Source organism: Saprospira grandis str. Lewin (assembly GCF_000250635.1).
Lineage (GTDB): Bacteria > Bacteroidota > Bacteroidia > Chitinophagales > Saprospiraceae > Saprospira > Saprospira grandis.
In genome coordinates, this window is the sequence record NC_016940.1 from 2,132,983 (window position 1) to 2,151,987 (window position 19,005).

At 47.3% G+C, this 19,005-nt stretch carries 15 protein-coding genes; 7 read left to right on the forward strand and 8 right to left on the reverse strand.

The annotated features are described in order from the left end of the window. Positions 1–280: 280 nt before the first annotated feature. Positions 281–1,363 (forward strand): DUF4837 family protein, encoded by a 1,083-nt coding sequence (locus SGRA_RS09595; protein ID WP_015692471.1) that lies wholly within the window; start codon positions 281–283, stop codon positions 1,361–1,363. 193 nt (positions 1,364–1,556) lie between these two features. On the opposite strand, the gene mutS is transcribed toward SGRA_RS09595, so the two are convergent. The 4 genes from mutS to SGRA_RS09615 form a co-directional block, all read right to left on the reverse strand. After that, entirely contained in the window at positions 1,557–4,211 is a 2,655-nt protein-coding gene (mutS, locus tag SGRA_RS09600; protein ID WP_015692472.1) for a DNA mismatch repair protein MutS, read from the reverse strand. A gap of 202 nt (positions 4,212–4,413) precedes the next feature. Continuing rightward, complete coding sequence (locus tag SGRA_RS09605) at positions 4,414–5,478, reverse strand: Fic family protein (protein WP_015692473.1); 1,065 nt, start codon at positions 5,476–5,478, stop codon at positions 4,414–4,416. 146 nt (positions 5,479–5,624) lie between these two features. Continuing rightward, positions 5,625–6,143: a GNAT family N-acetyltransferase gene (locus tag SGRA_RS09610; RefSeq protein ID WP_015692475.1), complete on the reverse strand. Its 519-nt coding sequence runs from the start codon at positions 6,141–6,143 to the stop codon at positions 5,625–5,627. Beyond that, positions 6,130–7,128, reverse strand: coding sequence for a glycosyltransferase family 9 protein (locus tag SGRA_RS09615; protein ID WP_015692476.1), 999 nt, complete (start codon positions 7,126–7,128; stop codon positions 6,130–6,132). Before SGRA_RS09615 ends, SGRA_RS09610 begins: the two co-directional genes overlap by 14 nt. A gap of 308 nt (positions 7,129–7,436) precedes the next feature. Between SGRA_RS09615 and SGRA_RS09620 the strand changes: the two genes are divergently transcribed. After that, the gene (locus SGRA_RS09620) at positions 7,437–10,205 is read left to right on the forward strand and encodes a transglycosylase domain-containing protein (protein ID WP_015692477.1); all 2,769 of its coding nucleotides are present in this window, start codon (positions 7,437–7,439) and stop codon (positions 10,203–10,205) included. A gap of 93 nt (positions 10,206–10,298) precedes the next feature. Next, a complete protein-coding gene (lysA, locus tag SGRA_RS09625; RefSeq protein ID WP_015692478.1) occupies positions 10,299–11,540 on the forward strand; it encodes a diaminopimelate decarboxylase in 1,242 nt (413 codons plus the stop codon). A gap of 204 nt (positions 11,541–11,744) precedes the next feature. Here the strand turns inward: lysA and SGRA_RS09630 are convergent, their stop codons facing one another. From SGRA_RS09630 to SGRA_RS09645, 4 genes are read right to left on the reverse strand one after another with little or no spacing between them, the layout of a single operon-like run. Beyond that, entirely contained in the window at positions 11,745–12,404 is a 660-nt protein-coding gene (locus SGRA_RS09630; protein WP_015692480.1) for a CBS domain-containing protein, read from the reverse strand. 7 nt (positions 12,405–12,411) lie between these two features. Continuing rightward, the gene (locus tag SGRA_RS09635; RefSeq protein WP_015692481.1) at positions 12,412–12,993 is read right to left on the reverse strand and encodes an anthranilate synthase component II; all 582 of its coding nucleotides are present in this window, start codon (positions 12,991–12,993) and stop codon (positions 12,412–12,414) included. Positions 12,994–13,002: 9 nt separating this feature from the next. Then, positions 13,003–13,671, reverse strand: coding sequence for a CvpA family protein (locus SGRA_RS09640; RefSeq protein WP_015692482.1), 669 nt, complete (start codon positions 13,669–13,671; stop codon positions 13,003–13,005). A 10-nt stretch (positions 13,672–13,681) separates the two neighbouring features. After that, positions 13,682–14,128, reverse strand: coding sequence for a GatB/YqeY domain-containing protein (locus tag SGRA_RS09645; RefSeq protein WP_015692483.1), 447 nt, complete (start codon positions 14,126–14,128; stop codon positions 13,682–13,684). 307 nt (positions 14,129–14,435) lie between these two features. On the opposite strand from SGRA_RS09645, the gene SGRA_RS09650 reads away from it, so the two are divergent. The 4 genes from SGRA_RS09650 to SGRA_RS09665 all read left to right on the forward strand — a co-directional run bounded on the left by SGRA_RS09650 (position 14,436) and on the right by SGRA_RS09665 (position 18,992). Then, positions 14,436–15,542 (forward strand): thioredoxin family protein, encoded by a 1,107-nt coding sequence (locus SGRA_RS09650; protein WP_015692484.1) that lies wholly within the window; start codon positions 14,436–14,438, stop codon positions 15,540–15,542. 107 nt (positions 15,543–15,649) lie between these two features. Next, positions 15,650–16,108 carry a hypothetical protein gene (locus SGRA_RS09655; RefSeq protein WP_015692485.1) on the forward strand — a complete coding sequence of 153 codons (459 nt, stop codon included), beginning with the start codon at positions 15,650–15,652 and terminating at the stop codon, positions 16,106–16,108. Positions 16,109–16,182: 74 nt separating this feature from the next. Further along, positions 16,183–17,259 carry a glycosyltransferase gene (locus tag SGRA_RS09660; protein WP_081477705.1) on the forward strand — a complete coding sequence of 359 codons (1,077 nt, stop codon included), beginning with the start codon at positions 16,183–16,185 and terminating at the stop codon, positions 17,257–17,259. A gap of 275 nt (positions 17,260–17,534) precedes the next feature. Next, positions 17,535–18,992 carry a DUF58 domain-containing protein gene (locus tag SGRA_RS09665; RefSeq protein ID WP_015692488.1) on the forward strand — a complete coding sequence of 486 codons (1,458 nt, stop codon included), beginning with the start codon at positions 17,535–17,537 and terminating at the stop codon, positions 18,990–18,992. The last annotated feature ends 13 nt before the right edge of the window (positions 18,993–19,005 follow it).

Sequence of the window (19,005 nt, forward strand, 5' to 3'; positions counted from 1 at the left end):
TGCTCGGCCCTTCAGCGCTAAAGCGCTTCGGTCTGGCGCTTTGCGCCACTGCTCCACATCGCTAGGCCGGCTAAAGAAAACAGGCCCCAAGGGCCTGCCAAAAGGGCGCTCCGCGCCCAAGGCGGTCTCCTTTTGGGCCCAGAGCAACGGCCCTTTCTCTATTCCACAACAAAAATTGTCCTCGAATAGCTATCTTTGCCGCAAACCATTCTAAGCCCAACTTGCATCTACTGAGGTAATAGCACTTCATTCTCTGCATTAAAACAGACAGCTTTTAACTATGCGTATATTTTACTTTCTTAGCCTGCTTTCTATCCCGCTTTTCTTTTCGAGCGCTTGCACAGATGCACAACGCGAACGCCTAGAGGTAACCCCTATGGCCTACGGTAGTGTGGACCAAATGCATCTGGTTTGTGATGAATACCTTTGGGATAAGTCGCCTATCGGGGATAGCATCCGCCAATATTTTGAGGCCCTTTATCCTATTACCCCTCAGCCAGAGCCTATTTTGGACCTCCGTCATGTGGAGAGCCGAGAGTTTAATAAGGTGCTCAAAACACATCGCTCTATTGTCATTTTAGCTGATCTTTCTGAGGAGGAGGAGGCCGGAACGGCCCTGGTCCGCAAAGTGCTGGGCCCCAAAAAGGTGAAAAAAGCATTTACTGACCCCAGCTACCGAATTATGGTGCAAAAAAATCGCTGGGCCAAGGACCAAACGGTCATTTTTTGGTTCGCCCCCGATCGCCAAAGCTTGTTTGAAACCGTTTGCCGAGATTATCAAAAGGTGATTAACATTCTACATGAAAAGGATACCGAAAAACTGGTCAAACAGGTCTATTTTTCTGGCCAAACGGAAGAAGTAGAGGCCGATATTCGCCAAGGTTTAAACCTCAGCCTTTCGGTGCCCAAAGGCTATAAAATTGCCCATCAAGATTCGGTGGCCTGCTGGCTGCGCAAAGAAACCAATAAGGTGAGTAGCAATATTTTTATCTATAGCATTGAAAATCCTGGCCCCAATACCCTGAGCCCAGATAGCCTGAAGGCTATCCGTAACCGCCTGACCAAAGACTATTTTTCTAGCTGGCAAGAGGGCTCTTATATGCAAATTGACGATGTAAATTTGCCCACTTATTACGAAAAAATTGATTTTGGAGAAAGAGAAGCCCTGCAAGCAAGGGGCATTTGGTTTATGGCCAATGACTTTATGGGCGGTCCTTTTGTGACTTACCTTATCCCTGATCCCGATAGAAATAGAATCATTTTATTAGATGGCTTTATTCATGCCCCAGGCCAAAAGAAACGGCCCGAAATGCGCAAACTGGATGTGATATTTTCCACCTTTGCCCTAAAGACGAAAGAGTAAAGCTAAAGGCCCCAAAAACCTAAGTTTTTGGGGCCTTTCTGCGTCTAGCAGGCCCGATAGGGCCGCAGGCTGAGGGATGGATAGGGTGGCCGAAGGCCAGACCGAGCCGCTGAAAGCGGCGATGGGCCGAGCAGACCTGCGAGCCCGGAACAGCCCGACCCGAGGCCGAAGGCCGAAGGGGCAGCCCCAAAACCTAATGATCTTCCTCGCCTAGCATCTTTTTAATTTCCAGCAGCTTGAGCATAGACTCAATGGGGGTCATGCGGTTGAGGTCTAGGGCCTCCACATAATCCCGCATTTTCTCGAATCGGGGATCGGGAGCGGCATCAAAGATATTGAGCTGCATGGCCTGTACATTTTGGACCGCCTTGAGTTTGTCGCCTAGACTTTCGGCTTTTTCCTCTTGGGCCGAGCGTTGCTCTTCGAGTTGGGCCAAAATTTCGCTGGCGCGCAAAATGAGCTGCGGCGGCATGCCCGCCATTTTGGCCACATGAATCCCAAAGCTGTGCTCGGAGCCGCCCGCCTTGAGCTTGCGCAAAAAGATGACCTTTTTGCCCAGCTCTTTAGTGGCCACATGAAAATTCTTGATGCGGTCAAACTGTTGGGCCAGCTCATTGAGCTCGTGATAGTGGGTGGCAAAAAGCGTTTTGGGCCGAGCCGTGGGGTGGTTATGCAGATATTCGGCAATGGCCCAGGCAATAGAAATGCCGTCATAAGTACTCGTTCCCCGCCCAATTTCATCCAATAAAATGAGGCTGCGGTTCGAGATATTATTGAGAATGCTGGCCGTTTCGTTCATTTCCACCATAAAAGTAGACTCCCCCGATGAGATATTATCGGAGGCGCCCACCCGGGTGAAAATGCGGTCAATAAGGCCCAATTTAGCGCTATCGGCAGGGACAAAGGCACCCATTTGGGCCATTAAGGAAATTAGGGCCGTTTGTCGCAAAAGGGCGGATTTACCCGACATATTTGGGCCAGTAATCATCAAAATCTGCTGTCGCTCATTATCCAAAAAGATATCGTTGGGCACATACAGCTCTCCAGCCTTGAGCTGTTGCTCAATCACGGGATGTCGGCCCGCCTTAATCTCAATGTCGAGGCCCTCATGCATTTGGGGGCGGCAATAATTCTGCTCCAAGGCCAAAACATGATAGCTATGCAGGCAGTCGAGTTGGGCCACCAGTTGGGCATTGGTTTGTACGGGGCGGATATAATCATTGAGGAAAAGGACCAGCTCGCCAAAAAGCTTTTGCTCTAAGGCGATGATTTTCTCTTCGGCAGAAAGGATTTTGCCCTCCAATTGTTTCAGCTCCTCACTAATGTAGCGCTCAGAATTGGTGAGGGTTTGTTTGCGCACCCAATGATCGGGAATCAGGTCCTTATCTTTATAGCGATTCGTGACCTCTAGGTAGTAGCCAAAAACATTATTGAAGCCAATTTTGAGCTTATCAATGCCGGTTTCTTTGGCCTCTTTGACTCGGATGCGTTCTAGGTGTTCGCGGCTATTGGCAATCAGGTCGCGCAATTCGTCTAGCTCTTCTGATACTCCAGTTCCAATAAAGCCGCCTTTATCCGTCTTAACGGCGGGCTCTTCCTTCAGCCAATTATCTACTCTTTGGCAGAGTAGGGGACAAAGCTGCATGCGTTCGGCAATAGATTGTAGTTGGGGCTGTTTATCTTGGGCCAAAGCCTCCTTAATTGGGCCAAGGGCCAGAATAGAGCGTTGCAACTGGCGGACCTCTCTGGGGTTGATTTTCCCCAAAGGAATTTTGGCCACCAAGCGCTCTAAATCGCCCAATTGCTGCAATTGATCTGCAATTAGCAAGGCCAAGTTGGGTTGGTCAATAAAGGCTTGCACCACCTCATGTCGACTCTCTATAGACGTCAAGTCTTTGCGGGGCATCAGGACCCATTTGCGGAGCAAACGGCTGCCCATAGGCGAAATCGTCTTGTCCATGACATCCAACAAACTCACGCCAGAGCTGTAGGCGCTGCCCACTAGCTCTAGGTTGCGAATAGTAAAACTATCCATCCAAACATAGCGGTCGGTCGGAATCCGAGCAATTTGTACAATATGCTTGAGGTTTTTGTTCTCGGTGGTTTGTACATAATGCAGAATTGCTCCTGCAGCAATTTGGGCCATTTCCAATTGCTCAATGCCAAAGCCTTTTAGGGAGCTCACTTCAAATTGCTCCAGCAGTTTTTCTCGGCTATAATCAGGCATAAAGACCCAATCTTCAATACCATAGGTATAGTAGCGCTCTCCAAAGCGCTCCAAAAGTTCTTTCTTCTGGTTTTTGGCATAAATGATCTCGGCGGGCTGAAAATTTTGCAGCAATTTATCGATGCTAGCCGTATTGCCTTCTACCACCAAAAACTCGGCAGTAGAAATATCGAGGAGGGCCAAACCGAGCTGATCTTTGCGCCCAATATGCAGGGCGGCCAAAAAGTTGTTGCTCTTATGGTCCAGAATATTGTCATTGGTGGTAATGCCTGGGGTAACCAGCTCGACCACCCCTCTTTTTACAATTTTCTTTTGCTTAGAGGGCTTTTCTAGTTGGTCGCAAACGGCCACCCGATAACCCGCCCGCACCAATTTGGGCAAATAGGTATCTAAAGAATGATGTGGAAAACCCGCCAGCTCAATCTTAGAAGAGCCATTGTTTCGAGCAGTTAGCGTGATGCCCAAGACCTTGGAGGCCAGCACAGCATCACTCCCAAAGGTCTCATAAAAATCGCCGACTCGAAAGAGCAGGACAGCATCGGCATACTTTTGCTTAAAATCATTGTATTGCGCCATTAAAGGCGTCACTTTGGTCTTTTTCTTAGACTTGGCCAATTTCATTCGGCTTTAAGAGGTCATGATAATAAATAGGCCCTTTCAAAAAAGGTCCTTTTTGAAAGGCGGGGAATCTTCCTCCGTCAAAAATCGCCTTTTTTGAAGGAAGGGGGCTGTTTCTCCGTCAAAAATCGCCCTTTTTGAAGGAAGGGGGCTGTTTCTCCGTCAAAAATCGCCCTTTTTGAAGGAAGGGGGCTGAAAATAAGGTTTAAATCTTAGTGAGTAGGCTAAAAAGTCGGGGGTTAATATAAATATGGCTATTGGCATAGGCTCTTTTTTCAAGGAAGCCTAGCTCAAATAGTTGCTCTAAGTACCTACGAGCAGTAGATTCACTTTTACCAATGGCTAATTGTAAGTGCTCCACCCTAGTATAAACATGCTTAAATAAATGCTCTAATAGATCTTTGCTATATATTCTAGGTAGCCTGGCCTGAATTTGATCTTTATAGTCTTTCATCAGCCTTAATATGGCTTGAATATTTTGAATTGTACTCCTAGCGGTTTGAATCACCCCTTCTAAGATATAAAGCACCCAAGAGGTCCAGTCGCCATGATCCCGAACAGCTTGTATGCGTTCATAGTAGGCCGCTTTTGTGGCAATAATATATTTACTAAGGTAGAGAATAGGGTAATCTAGAAGTTTTTGGGTGCAGAGGTATAAAATGTTAATAATTCGCCCAGTTCTTCCATTGCCATCATAGAAAGGGTGAATACTTTCAAACTGAAAGTGAATCACGGCCATTTTTATTAGGGGGTCTAAATGATCCATTTCGGGCTCATTGATATAAGCCTCTAAGTTAGCCATCAGGTCCTTTATCTCTTTTGCATCTTGAGGGGGCATGTAGATTAAATTGCCGTAAGCATCTCTTAAGCTAGTCCCCGCCTGTGTCCGAAAACCTGCATTATTGGCTTCTAGTTCTTCCTGAATTTGTAGGATATGGCGGTTGAGCAATAAGCCCTGCTCTTGTATTAAAGCAAAACCCGTCTTTAGGGCCGAAGCATAATTTAATACCTCCTTAGTGCTCAAACTAGCTACTTCTTGTGTAGAACGAGCCGAGTAAAGTGCATCATGAGTGGTCACAATATTCTCTACGGCAGAGCTTTCTTTGGCCTCTGTTAAAATCAAGCTATCTACCAAAATGCTAGCATTGGGCAGTGTTCCAGTTACTCCCTTTAGTTCCGCTAACACACGGTTGGCCTCAATGGCTTTTTTCAATAAAGGAATGGTCTCTAGCTCTTCTCTAGGAGGTAATTTTAATACTTGATAGCTCATCTCTTGCTCTTTTTTTGATTTTTTTGGGGCCTCCTGCCTGCGGCAGGCGCTACGTTCCGCAGCTCGCTATTCGCTCGGCCCTTCGCCGCTTTCAGCGGCTCGGTCTGGCCCTTTGGGCCACTGCTGCACATCGCTAGGCCAGATAGCTAGAACTGTTTACGGTACCAAAAGCTATCTTTAGCTATGGGCGAGGCGCCCAATATTCTAAACTGATGCTGGGCCAGTAAGCGTTTAGAGCCTTCATTTTCTCTATGGGTATGGGCATGCACATAGCGCAATTGGAGCTCATTTTTGGCATAGTTCAGGACCAGTTCAACGGCCATTTTCATGAGGCCGCGGCGTTGCATATTGGGGTGGATCTCATAGCCAATTTCTGCTTCTTTGCGGTCCTCAGAAAAATTAAAGAGGCAAATAGAGCCAATCATTCTGGGGTGGCCAGGCAAAGAAATGGCCCAACTGATGCCTTCTCCGCTATCAATTTGTTCTTGCAGCATCTCGATATGCGCAAGGCTCTCGGCCTCTGTTTGATGTAGGGGCCGGTCAATGTAGCGCATTTGCTCGGCATCTGACCTGAGGCTAAAGAGTGCTCGGGCATCTTCTTCCTCCATATAACGCAAAAGTAGTTTGTCGTTTTGGAGCATTGGGAAGGGCTTAAAATAACTCATGGGCTAGCTGTTTTAGTGGAGCCAATAGAGGCATTACTGCAATTTGGCCACAGTTGAAATGGGCTTTGGGGCAGGCGGTATAGCCATGCGAGCCGCAGGGCCAGCAGGCCGGGGCCGGTTGTTGATGAATAATAAATTGCGTTTTAGACAAGGGGCCAAAGCCATAGCTAGGCGAGGTAGAGCAAAAAACGGCCGCTACAGGCGCATTTATGGCCGAGCAAATATGTAAGGGCGCCGAATCTAAGACATAATTGAGTATTGCGCCTTTCATGAGGGCTACATCTTGCAAAAAACTATGTTGGCCAGCCAAATTGTACAAATTGGGGCGGTTGGCTAATTGGACCAATGCCTGCGCATGTTCGCGGTCGGCTGGGCCACCCAAAACATAAATATAGAGCGATTTGGGCAATTGCTGAAGCAGTTCGGCCCAAACGGCTAAGGGCAGGCGCTTGGTTTCCCACAAAGAGGCGGGCGAAACCGTAATATAAGGCTTTTGGCCATAATTTTCTGCTACAAAATCCCAATCTTCTGCAGAGGGGTAGAGCTTGGGCATAGCCGCTTCTTTATCGGTAAAAGCGGCAATTAGACGATGGTTTCTATAAACCTCCTGTTCGGCCCAAATATGCTCTTCGGCTTGGCTAAAGGCCCAAGCAAAAGGATTTTTCTTAAAGCCCACTACTTTTTTCCCATTAGAGAGGCTGGCCAAGAGGCCGGCGGTAAAATGTCGGTGGCAATTGACCACCAAATCGTAGTTTTGGGGCCGAATATGGGCCAAAAGTTGCCGAATAGAGCGCCATTTATTGCTGCGGTCTAGTTCTAGCAATTGATGAATATGCGGATGCCCTTTGAGAATGCGGCCTTGGCCCTTGCGGATCAAGAGATCAATTTGGGCCGAAGGGTAATAGGCCTTGAGCTTTTCGATCAGGGCAGTGGCCAGAATAAGGTCACCTAAAAAGGCGGGTTGAATAATGAGTATTTTGTCCATAATCGTGTTGTGGTCCAGCAAGGCGCGCAGCGCCTTAATTTGACGACCGAAGGGAGGCAAATGGCCTAGCGATGTGCAAGGGTGGCCCTTGGGCCAGACCGAGTTTTTGAGCGTAGCGAAAAAACGAAGGGCCGAGCGAATAGCGAGCCCTGGAACGTAGCGCCCGCCCTAGGCGGGAGGCCCCAAAATAACAGCACAAAGTTAGCAAACTGTAGGGAGAAGAAAAGGAGTTTGGCTTGGATTTAAAAATTGGCCAAAAAAGGCGATATTTGCCCCAAAGCATTTTCCCCCAATAAATTGGACCCATTATGTCATCAGAAAATAAACCGACAGCGGCCGTTCCAGAACTGAGCTATCGTCAGCAACATAAAAAGAGCTTCAAGCGCATTTTGCGTTGGATTTGGGGCATTTTTATTTTGGGCTTTGTCTCTGTCTTTAGTCTTTTTGCCTATCTCTCTACTCAGCTGCCCTCTTTTGACCAGCTGGAGAATCCGCAGTTGCGTTTGGCCTCTGAGGTCTATAGTAGCGATGGAGAGCTTTTGGGTAAATATTATATTGAAAACCGGACCTTAGTCACTTATGATAGCATTGCGCCAGCGGTGGTTAATGCTTTGGTGTCTACTGAGGATGCTCGTTTTTATAGCCATTCGGGCATTGACCCAGAGGCTTTGGCGCGGGTGTTGGTGAAAACGATTGTTTTCCAGCAGCGGAATGCGGGAGGGGGAAGTACCATCTCGCAGCAGTTGGCCAAATTGCTAGTGGGTCGGCCCGATACTCGAGGCATGGGGTCGGTAGAGCGGCTTTGGACCATTTTGCAGGTGAAGCTCAAAGAGTGGTTGACGGCGGTAAAATTGGAGCGTTCTTATACCAAAAAAGAGATTATTACGAACTACCTCAATGAGTTTGACTTCTTGTATAACGCTCATGGTATTCGCTCGGCAGCCGAGACTTATTTTCAGAAAAAGCCCAGTGAATTGACAATTCCCGAGGCCGCCATGTTGGTCCGTATGCTAAAAAACCCCGCCTTGTTCAATTATCGCCGAGATATGAAAAAGGCCTTGAAAGGCCGAGAGGTGGTATTGAAAAATATGCAGATGGCGGGGCATATCACAGAGGCTGATTATCATAAATATCGCAAAGAAAAAATCAATAAGGGCAGCTTTCAGGTCTTGAACCACAATGAGGGCCAGGCCACATATTTCCGCGAATATTTGCGGGAGTACGTCAAGGAGGTCTTGAGTCGGCCCGAAAACCTCAAGCCCAATGGCGAGGCCTATGATGTCTATCGAGATGGCCTAAAAATTTACACCACCATTGATTCTAGAGCCCAGCGCAATGCGGAGCAGGCCGTTTGGGATCATCTTAGTGAGCATCAAGAAAAGTTATTTAAGCATTGGAAGGATTGGAACATGATTGATCCGCCCATTGGTTATAGCAAATATAATCCATGGACCTACAAAACGCATAAAAACACAGAGGCAGAAATCCAACTGCGTTTGCGGGCCTTGGATCGTTTGATTTGGAACTCTGAGCGCTATCAGGCGGTCCGTGAAGACTACCTCAAAACAGCCGCAAAATATGAACTGCGAGATGTTGATATTTCTCGCTTGCAAACCCTAGAACGGGCCAATAAAAAACGCAGCAAAAAAGAACAGGCCGAGGCCGTTCTTGCTGGCTGGGAAAAAGATGGCTATGCCACGAAAAAGCAGATCGTTCTTTATCGCGATTTGCTCAAATCGGGCAAATGGGAAACCATTAAAGGCGAGTATCAGGAACTGCTCAAGTATATGCAGACGCCTGTGGATATGCGCATTTTTGCCTATCAGAAAAATGGAGAACATTGGGGCCCCGGGACCAAAGATACCCTGATGAGCCCACTGGATTCTATTCGCTACCACCGGATGTTCTTGCAAACGGGCTCTGTGTCTATAGAGCCGCAAACGGGACATGTAAAAGCTTGGGTGGGCGGTATTGACCACCATTATTTCAAGCTCGATCACGTTAGTATGGGCGGCTTGTATGTGCACCCGAACAAACAACGTCCCGGACAAACTTATACCAAAGCTGGTCGTCAGGTGGGCTCTAGTATGAAGCCCTTCCTCTATGCACTCAATATTGATTTGAGAGGCTACTCGCCTTGCTATGAGGTGGAAGATGTGAAAATTACGATTGAAAAAGGCTATGGCGATTTTGGTCTAATTAAGAACTGGACCCCCAAAAATGCCAATGGCAAATATAGTGGGCAGCGCCTTACCCTAACGCAGGCCCTCCGCCAATCGCTCAACTCTGTTTCTGCTCAACTGATGAAAGATCTGGGTAGCACCGAGCGCTTTAGATCCTTTTTGCATGAGGCCGGAATTGATACCGCCAAGGTGCCCGCTTCTCCCACAATTTGTTTGGGAACTCCAGACCTTACGCCCCTAGAAATGGCCGCCGCTTATTGCATCTTTGCCAATAAAGGGATTTATAATGAACCCGTTTTTGTAGAGCGAATTGAGGACCGACATGGCAACCTCATCTATAATTCAGCCGATCAAATTACGCAGCAAGTATTATCTGAAAGTAGCGCCTATGTGATGAGCCAAATGCTCAAAAGTGTGCAAGCTGGCGCTCCTGGCTTCCAAGGTATAAAAAGTACTTATGGCGGAAAAACGGGAACCACCAACTTCCAAGCCGATGGCTGGTTTATGGGAGTTACCCCAAATCTAGTGGTGGGAACTTGGGTAGGTTGCGATGACCGCTTTATCCGCTTCCGTAGTCTGCGCTATGGCCAAGGAGGAAGCATGGCTCGCCCCATTTTCCAAAATGTACTCCGCTACCTAGAGGCCGATGAAGCCTTTGAACTAGATACCAAGGCCAAATTTCCCGAACCCGAAAGAATTGACCGCGAAATGAACTGCCTCAAATATGCACAGTTTGGCCGTGGCGATACCTTTGATGAAGAAGGAGAGGATATGACCAACCAAGATGAAATTTATAATCAAGATTATGATGACTTAGAGGCCGCAGAAGCCCCTAAGAAACAGCCCAAGAAGAAACCACAGCAGCCGCCTAGCAATGAGGAAGGCAGCCGGTAGATTATTGGCTGTAGACAAGCTTCCAAAACGGGCGGTTTCCATGAGTATGGAGATCGCCCGTTTTGTTTTTTATCACTTTTTATTTCTAACCCTATGCAATGGAATGATGCGCAAGAGCGCTATGAATTGGGCCAACTTGGCCTAGAAGAACTGGTCCAAGAGTTTGGCAGCCCGCTATTTGTTTATGATAGCGCCAAAATCAAATCGCAGTACCTCAAAATGGAGCAGGCCTTATCTGCCTGCCCTTCGGTCAAAATTAACTATGCCTGCAAGGCCCTGAGCAACCTGACGATCCTTAAACTATTGCGCAGCCTTGGCGCTGGCCTAGATGCCGTTTCTTATCAAGAAATTAAGCTGGGATTAGCGGCTGGTTTTGCCCCTGAAGATATTATTTATACCCCCAATTCGGTGGGGGCCGAGGAGCTAGAAGCGGCCCTTGCCCTAGGCGTCAAACTCAATATTGATAATATCGAAATGCTAGAGTATTTGGGCCATAAATACCCCGGCCAAGGCTTTTGTATCCGCATCAATCCGCATATTATGGCGGGCGGAAATGCAAAGATTTCGGTGGGCCATATCGATTCTAAATTTGGTATTTCTATCCACCAAATGCCCTTGGTCGAACGGATTGTGAGTAGCCTCAAACTCAATATTGAAGGGGTGCATATGCATACCGGCTCCGACATTCTCAATGTGGAGGTCTTTTCTATGGCGGCCGATATTCTCTTCAATATTGCCCGCAAATTCGATACGGTCCGCTATGTCGATTTGGGCAGTGGCTTTAAGGTGAAATACAAGGAGAGCGATATCGAAACCGATATGCAGGAGTTTGGCCAAGAGATTTCTCAACGCTTTAATGCCCTTTGCGAGGAGTTGGGCCGAGAGCTGACACTAATGTTTGAACCCGGCAAGTATTTGGTTAGCGAAGCGGGCTGCTTTTTGGCCCAAGCCAATGTGATCAAACAAACCATTTCGACCATTTTTGTTGGCATCGATAGCGGTTTTAACCACCTCATCCGCCCCATGTTTTACGATGCTCATCACGAGATCGTCAATGTCTCAAATCCAGCGGGCAAACCCAAGATTTATACGGTGGTGGGCTACATTTGCGAGACCGATACTTTTGGCTATAACCGCAAACTGGCGGAGGTCCGAGAAGGCGATATCTTGGCCTTCAAAAATGCGGGGGCCTACTGCTTTTCGATGGCGTCCAACTACAATTCTCGCTACCGCCCCGCCGAGGTTCTTTTGCATGAGGGCCAGGCCTATCTCATCCGAGAGCGAGAAACGTTTGAGGATCTGATTCGCCTGCAAGCTGATCTAGCTATTTTTTAGGGGCCCGCGGCCAGCAAGCTGGCCGCCGCTATGCTGCGCCGCTCGCAGGTCTGCTCGGCCCTGCGTCGCCTGCGGCTCCTGGGTCTGGCCCTGCGGGCCACGGCTGCGCAGCGCTGGGCCTTTTGGACCATCTTCGCCCAGTTTGTAGGGCCCTGCCGCTGGGCTAAAAAAAAGGGGAGTCGCTGAAGCGACTCCCCTTTCCTATTACATATTGAGGTAGCGCATTAGCCCCTCATAACGATCTCGAAGATCATCCAAATATTCCGATTCATAAAAAGATTCTACCTCATAACCAAAACGCTCTAAGGTGGCCACCACATGCTTAAGGTCTTGGCGGCTTAGCTTGAGCGTGAGCTCTAAATGAGCATCTGTTGGGGCCGAAGAGATAAAGCAACTCAAAATCTTGCAGTTTTCGCCTTCAATCAAACGGGCAATTTCGGCCAAAGAATAATCGCGGGCGGGCATCCGAATGAGGAGCATGCCTCCAGGATGCGAAATGGCCCCCGTTTCGGCAAAATGCCGCAGCAAATTCTCTAGGGTGATGAGGCCCAAATAATTTTGTTCTTGGTCCAAAACAGGCACTACCGTCAAATTGGTATCTACAATCAGTTTCATGACCTCAAAAAGGTGTTGGCCAGGCTCTACACTCTTATGCAGCAAAATGGGCTCATTTTCCAAAATGCTTTCTTCTGGCGCATTAAAGTTGAGCAACTCATCTTCGGAGAGAATGCCCAAAAGCTGTCGGTCCTCTACAATAGGGAGGTGGCGAACATGGAAGTCGCTCATCCAATTGAGGGCCTTTTCACCGCTATCGCTAGCCCGTAGGGGCGGAACGGCATAAGAAATCAAATTGGCTGCAAGCATAAGCATATTATTTTATGAGGGCCAAACTGTGGAGCCAGTTGGCCAAAAGTGAGAGCCCTTCAGGGCTCAGAATGGATTCGGGATGAAATTGTACTCCCCAAACTGGGGCCAATTTATCCCTAAGGGCCATAATTTCGCCTTGGGGACCAAAGGCCGTCGCTTCTAGGCGGCTAGGCAAATCGTCTAAAATGAGCGAATGGTAGCGCATGACTTGCATGGGCTGCGCCAAACCCTCAAAGAGGTCCTTGGCCTGATGTTGAATCAGAGAGGTTTTGCCGTGCATGGGCTGCGCTGCCCGATGAAGAACCGCTCCCCATTTTAGGCCAATGGCCTGATGGCCCAAACAGATGCCCAGGCTGGGCAGGCCCAACTCATAGGCGAGATCTAGGGCGGCCATGAGCTGCCCCGCCTTTTCGGGCCGTTCTGGACCAGGAGAGAGCAAGAGCCCGTCCCAGCCTCCTTGGGCCAATTGCGAGAGCAAATCTGCCGCATCATTTCGAATGACGACTACCTTACAATCTAAACGTAAGAAATAATCATAAAGATTAAAGGTAAAGGAATCATAATTATCTATTAGCAATAAACGCATAGCCGTTGTCTAGTCTTCTTCTGTACTTAAGTCTGTACTATCTGCGGTTGGGGGAGGAGGGGGCGGCGCCTTTTTAAGGCTGTCTAAACTATAATCTTCCTCCATAAATAAATCATCTAGCCGAGGGCCTTCTTCTTTGTAGGCTCCTCCTTCTCGCAGCTGGTCCAATGACTTTTTCATGTATTTGGTAAAGCTGCCCACATAGGGCGCAATTCGTTCTAGAACGGCGGTGCCCACATTGGGTATTTTTTGTACATAGGGATAGAAAAAAGAACTATGTTCTAGTTTTTCGGGAGTTAGTACATGCGCTTGGCTAAAAAAGGTGACCAAAACCGAAAACAAAAAGCTAAACATGCCCGACATCATAAAGCCGCCAATAGCGCGGGTAAACTGATTGACCCTTTTGCTGGTTACGTTTTTATCAAAGAGCAAGAAAATAATTCGAGCAATGGCCATAATGCCAAAAACAGAGACCAAAAAGGCCACAAAGGGCAAAAAGGCGGAGTCGATCTCGATGGTCAGGCTAATCAAGTCGCTCAAGGCGGGGGTAATATACATAGATACGCCTAGGGCCAAAATTAAGGAGATGATAAAAACCACCACTTTAATTAGGCCATAGGCGTAGCCAAAGTAAAAGCCATAGGCTACCATGATAATAAAAACGATATCAACGCCCATGCTTTTTTATTTATCCGAGTAGTTGCTTAACGGTAGCCGAAATGCTTTTGCCGTCGGCTTTGCCCAACAATTTTTTGCTGGCCATGCCCATTACTCGGCCCATATCTTTCATGCTGCTTGCGCCAGCTTCTTCAATGATGGCCTTAATTTCAGCCACCAAAGCTTCGCCTTCTAGTTGAGCGGGCAAAAACTCTTTGATGATGGCGATTTCCTCTGCTTCTACTTGGGCCAATTCTTCGCGGCCTTGTTCTTGATAAGTAGTGAGCGAGTCTTCTCTTTGCTTTACCATGGTTTGTAGCATCTTGAGCTCGCGCTCTTCGGTAATTTCGGCACCTGTGCCGTCAGTTTGCATCAGGAGAAGTTGGGCCTTAATGGCGCGGATGGTCCGTTTGCGGGCCTCATCTTTGTTCTTCATGGCCGTTTTTAGGCCCTCTTTGATGCGTTCACTCAGTGACATAAATTTATTTTTTGCAGATTAAAAATTACTTGGGCTAACTAGCTAAAGCGCTGAATAGTTCAAGCCTTCAGCAAAGTTCGGCTAAACTAGCCCAACAAACTAATAGATTTCTGCTTAAATTTGTAATAGTTCTTCTATGGATTTTGGGGAAGTAGACGCTCGGTCCGAATGGCCTAGCGATGTGCAGCAGTGGCCCGCAGGGCCAGACCGAGGCCGAAGGCCGAAGGGCCGAGCAGACCTGCGAGCTGCGAAACGTAGCGCCTGCCGTAGGCAGGAGGCCCCAAAAAATAAAAAATAATCAAATCGTATGTACAGACTAGTTTCCACCTTTGTTTGTTTGGCTGTTTTGTTTTTGCAGCAATCGGCTTTTGGGCAAATTGAGTTTTTTCATGGCAGCTTTGCCGAGGCCCGAGAGTTGGCCAAAAAAGAGCATAAAATCATTTTTTTGGATGCCTATGCCAGCTGGTGCGGCCCTTGTAAGCGGATGGCCAAAACGGTTTTTTCGCAGGCAGAAGCGGGCGATTTTTACAATAAGCATTTTGTCAATTTGAAGATTGACATGGAGAAAGGGGAGGGGCCTGCTTTGGCCAGAAAGTACCAGGTTTCGGCTTATCCGACCTTGCTTTTTATTGATGCAGAAGGCGAGTTGGTGCATTATCAAAGAGGGGGTTTGCCGATTGATCGTTTTTTGCAGTTGGGCCAAACGGCCTTATCAAAAATTGACCATAGTGAGGAGTTTGTGGCTCGTTATGAGGAGGGCGATCGCAGTCCAGAACTGCTGCGGGCCTATGCTTATGCCCTTTTGATGGGGGGCAAGCCGAGCCTTAAAATTGCCAATGAATATATTCGGACGCAGGAGGATTGGACGACAAAAGAGAACCTAGATTTCCTCTTTGATTTTGCCTTAGAAGCGGATTGTACGGCCTTTGAACTCTTGTTGGAGCAGCAGCAAAAGGCCAGGGCAGAAAAAGGGGAGCAGGTCTTTTTAGATCAGTTGTTAGTGGCTGCCCGGGCAACGGCCAAAAAGGCCCAAGAATTTCAGGCTCCGGCCCTAATTAAGGAGGCCAGCAAAAAGCTAAAAAAGGCCGATGCCAAGCTGGCTAAATCCTTTGAGGCCCAGGCTTGGGTAGATTATTATATTGCCCTAAAAGATTGGCCCAATGCGCTAAAGTATAGCAAAAAACAGCTCAAAAAATATGGCGATGCTCAAATGCAGCATAAGTATGCCCGCATTTTTGGAGAGGCGCAACTGCAAGAAAAATACTATAAGGAGGCTTTAAAATGGGCCAAATCGGCCTTTGAGGCCAAGCCTTCGCAGGAGTATGGTCAAACCTATTTGTATTTGTTGCGCAAACTAAAGCAAGAAGAAGCGGCCAAAAAATTGGTTAAAGAGCTGCATGAAATTGGGCATTAAGGGGCTGGGAAATTGTTAAAAAACCCCCTTTTGGGGGATAGGAGTTGAATTGGAACAATAGTTGGCTTATGTTCGCTGTTCTGAAGCAAGAACATAAAAAAAGAATAATGAAACAATTTCTCCCCCTCAGTTTGCTACTGAGCCTAGTTTTTATGGGCCAACAGCTTTTTGCCCAAGATGTTAGTGGCATGCACTTTCAGTCTTTTCGTCCTTCTATGGCCTGCGAAATTCTCAATTTGGAGCTGCCAGCAGGAGCCAAGATCTCGGTAAAATATGCCCAAGGCACTCGTTTGCGTGTTGATCAAGTGATTACTTTAGGCGATGGCGGCAGCCTTCGTGTGCTAGAGTTTTTGATCAAAAAAGGGCGCTATGAGCTTGTTGGTGAAGAGCAGACGCAAGAGCAGGTTTTTTTGGTCAAAATGGCTAAAGAACCCAGCGATTTGGTACTGGCCAAAAAGAGCTGTAGCGAAAAATACAGCTATCAAATAACCCTTCCCCCGCACATCAAGTATGTGCAATATAATGGAGCGCAGCTAGACCTAGAGCTTTCGGCTGCTAAGCAGTAGCGCCTCCAAACTTTCCTAACTTTGCTAACGGCTGTTTCTCTTTTTTAGAGAGGCAGCTTTTTTTATTTTTGGGGATGAAGAACAGAATACCTAGAAAACATGTCTATTGTTTTTTGCCCTACAACCTTTCCTGCCCTAGCGCTCGCTATCGGGCCTACTTTCCTTTGCGCAATTTGGCCAAATCGGGCCAGATTACGGTAGATTTTATACAGCCCTCTGCTCGTTGGCAAAAGCGCTTTAGATTTCTGTGGATTTACAGCCAATTGTTATTTTGGCCCAAGAAAAATAGTCGGATTTTCATTCAGAAGGTCTGCTCTACCCGTTACTATGGCTACCTGCTTCGCTTTTTGGTTTTTTGTCGTCCCAATATTAGTTTTTTTGATTTGGACGATGCTGAGAACTACCGACAGCCTAGTCAAAATATGCACTTTTTTTTGCGTAAGGCCAAAGCCTGTAGCCTAGGGAGCCAAGCCCTTAAAGAGTATGCGCAAGCCTTTAATTCCAATTGCCGCATTCATACTTCTGCTGTGCCTCGGCAGCAAGAACAAACTGGGCCCAAACATCAGCCTTTGCGTTTGATTTGGTTGGGTGATTTTGGCGATGGACGCAAAAAGTCAAAGCTGTTTTCGCATAAAACAAATGTTTATAGCTTGCTTTTTCCAGCCCTCAAAAAACTCCAATTTCCAGTAGAGTTACATCTTTTGGGCATAAAGAAAAAGAGCGACATTCCCGAAATTCAAGCGTATTTTGCCCCATCTCCTCATATTCAATTAGTGATTCCTCAACATTTAAATTGGGTAGAAGATGACTGGGTTTATCCCTACCTAGCCAAGATGGATCTGGGCCTGGCTCCTCTAGTTGATCATCCTTTCAATCAGGCCAAATCTGCCTTTAAAGCAAAGCAATACCTTTCGGTGGGCTTGCCTGTTTTAGCTAGCGATATTGGCGAAAATAGCCGCTTTGTTCAGCATGGACGAAATGGCTTTCTTTTTCGGACGGAGGCCGACTTACTCCAACAATTGAATTTTTTTCAAGCCATAGACACTCAGCAACTCAAGGGCTTTCAATTGGCCGCCAAAGCAACTGCTGAGCAGTTTAGTATGGCCAATTATGAGCAGCAGCTGCTACAACTGTTGTTTGAGGAGGATTAGGGGCTGCCCCTTCGGCCCTCTGGGCCTGCGGGTCGGGCTGTGCCGCAGCTCGCAAGTCTGCTCGGCCCTGCAGCGCTAAAGCGCTTTGGTCTGGCCCTGCGGGCCACTGCTATCCATCCCTCAGCCGAGGCGCTGCGCGCCTTGGCGGCGGCTGCGCCGCCTTCTTGGACCAAAAAAAGAGCGGCCTAGCTTAGTTTTAAAGAGGAAAGTAAACATCTTAAAAAAAAAACCCTATTTTATCAATTACTCTCTAGTAATAGATTTGAATCCTCCCTATGTCTAAGCGATCTTTATACCTCCTTTTGGGCCTCTTGGCCGTTTTTGGCCTTAGTTTTTTGCCTTTGGGCATTGCGGCTCCTTTGCTTTATGCCCTTCGTTTGGCGCTCATTGTTGCCGCTAGCCAATTGGCCCTAAAGCCCTTGCATCTTCCCCGACGGTTTTTTATCGTTTTGGGGAGCTTAGTGGTCTTTTTGGCCTTGGGCATGGCCGCTAGCTGGTTGTTGGTTATGGCTCAGGTAGCGCTTTTCCTCTTTTTGGCCTTGGTTGTTGTCGATGCTATCTTGCTTTTTCATCCTAAGATTAAGCTCAAAGCAGCGCGAAAACTGCCCAAGTTGTTCTCGCTTAGCGACCCCAACTCTATTAAATTAGAGCTAGACAATCAGTCGCCTGTTGCTTTATCGCTTGAAATCATTGACGAGCTCCCCTTACAGTTTCAAAAGCGAGATTTTCAGTTGTTTCATCAGCTGCAAAAAGGGGAAAAAGATACCTTGGTCTATGAGCTCAAGCCTTTGGAGCGGGGAGAGTATGTGTTTAGAAATATCAACATCTTTTTGCGGTCTAAATTGGGCCTGATTGAGCGGCATATTATTGTAGAGCAGGAGCAAACGATTCCCGTTTATCCCTCTATTATTCAAATGCGCAAATATGAGCTTTTGGCCCTTGCTCGAATCTCTATTTTTCCAGGTGTCAAGAAAATGAGACGGCTAGGGAACAGCTATGAGTTTGAGCAAATCCGAAACTATGTAAAAGGCGATGACTTTAGGAGCATCAACTGGAAGGCCACTAGCCGCCGCAATGAGTTGATGGTTAACCAATATGAAGATGAGCGTTCGCAGCAGGTCTTTTGTGTGATAGACAAAGGCCGCTCGATGAAAATGCCTTTTGAGGGCCTCAGCTTGATGGATTATGCCATTAACAGTAGCTTGGTCATTTTGAATATTGCTCTACAAAAGCACGATAAGGCGGGCTTGATGAGTTTTTCGGATAAAATTGGAAGCACGGTAAAGGCAGAAAGTGGGCCCAAGCATTTGCGGACCATCTTGGAGGCGCTTTATCGAGAGAAAGAGCGAAACTTTGAGGCCAACTATGAATTGTTGTTTCAGGCCTCTCGTCGCTTTATTCGCCGCCGCAGTTTGATTTTTCTCTACACCAACTTTGAGAGTTTTTCGGCCATGCAGCGGGTTTTGCCCATTTTGCGGCGCATTAACCATTTGCATTTGTTGGTGGTTGTCTTTTTTGAGAATACCGAAATTCAGGATTATGCCAAGCAAGAGGCTTATGATACTGAAATGATTTACAATTGGACCATTGCGCAAAAGTTTGTAGAGGAAAAGCAGCGAATTGTTCGGGAGTTGCGGCAATATGGCATTCAGTCTATTTTAACTCGGCCCGAGGATTTGTCTATCAATACTGTAAATAAATATTTGGAGCTCAAGGCTAGGGGCTTAATTTAAGAAAAAGGGATAT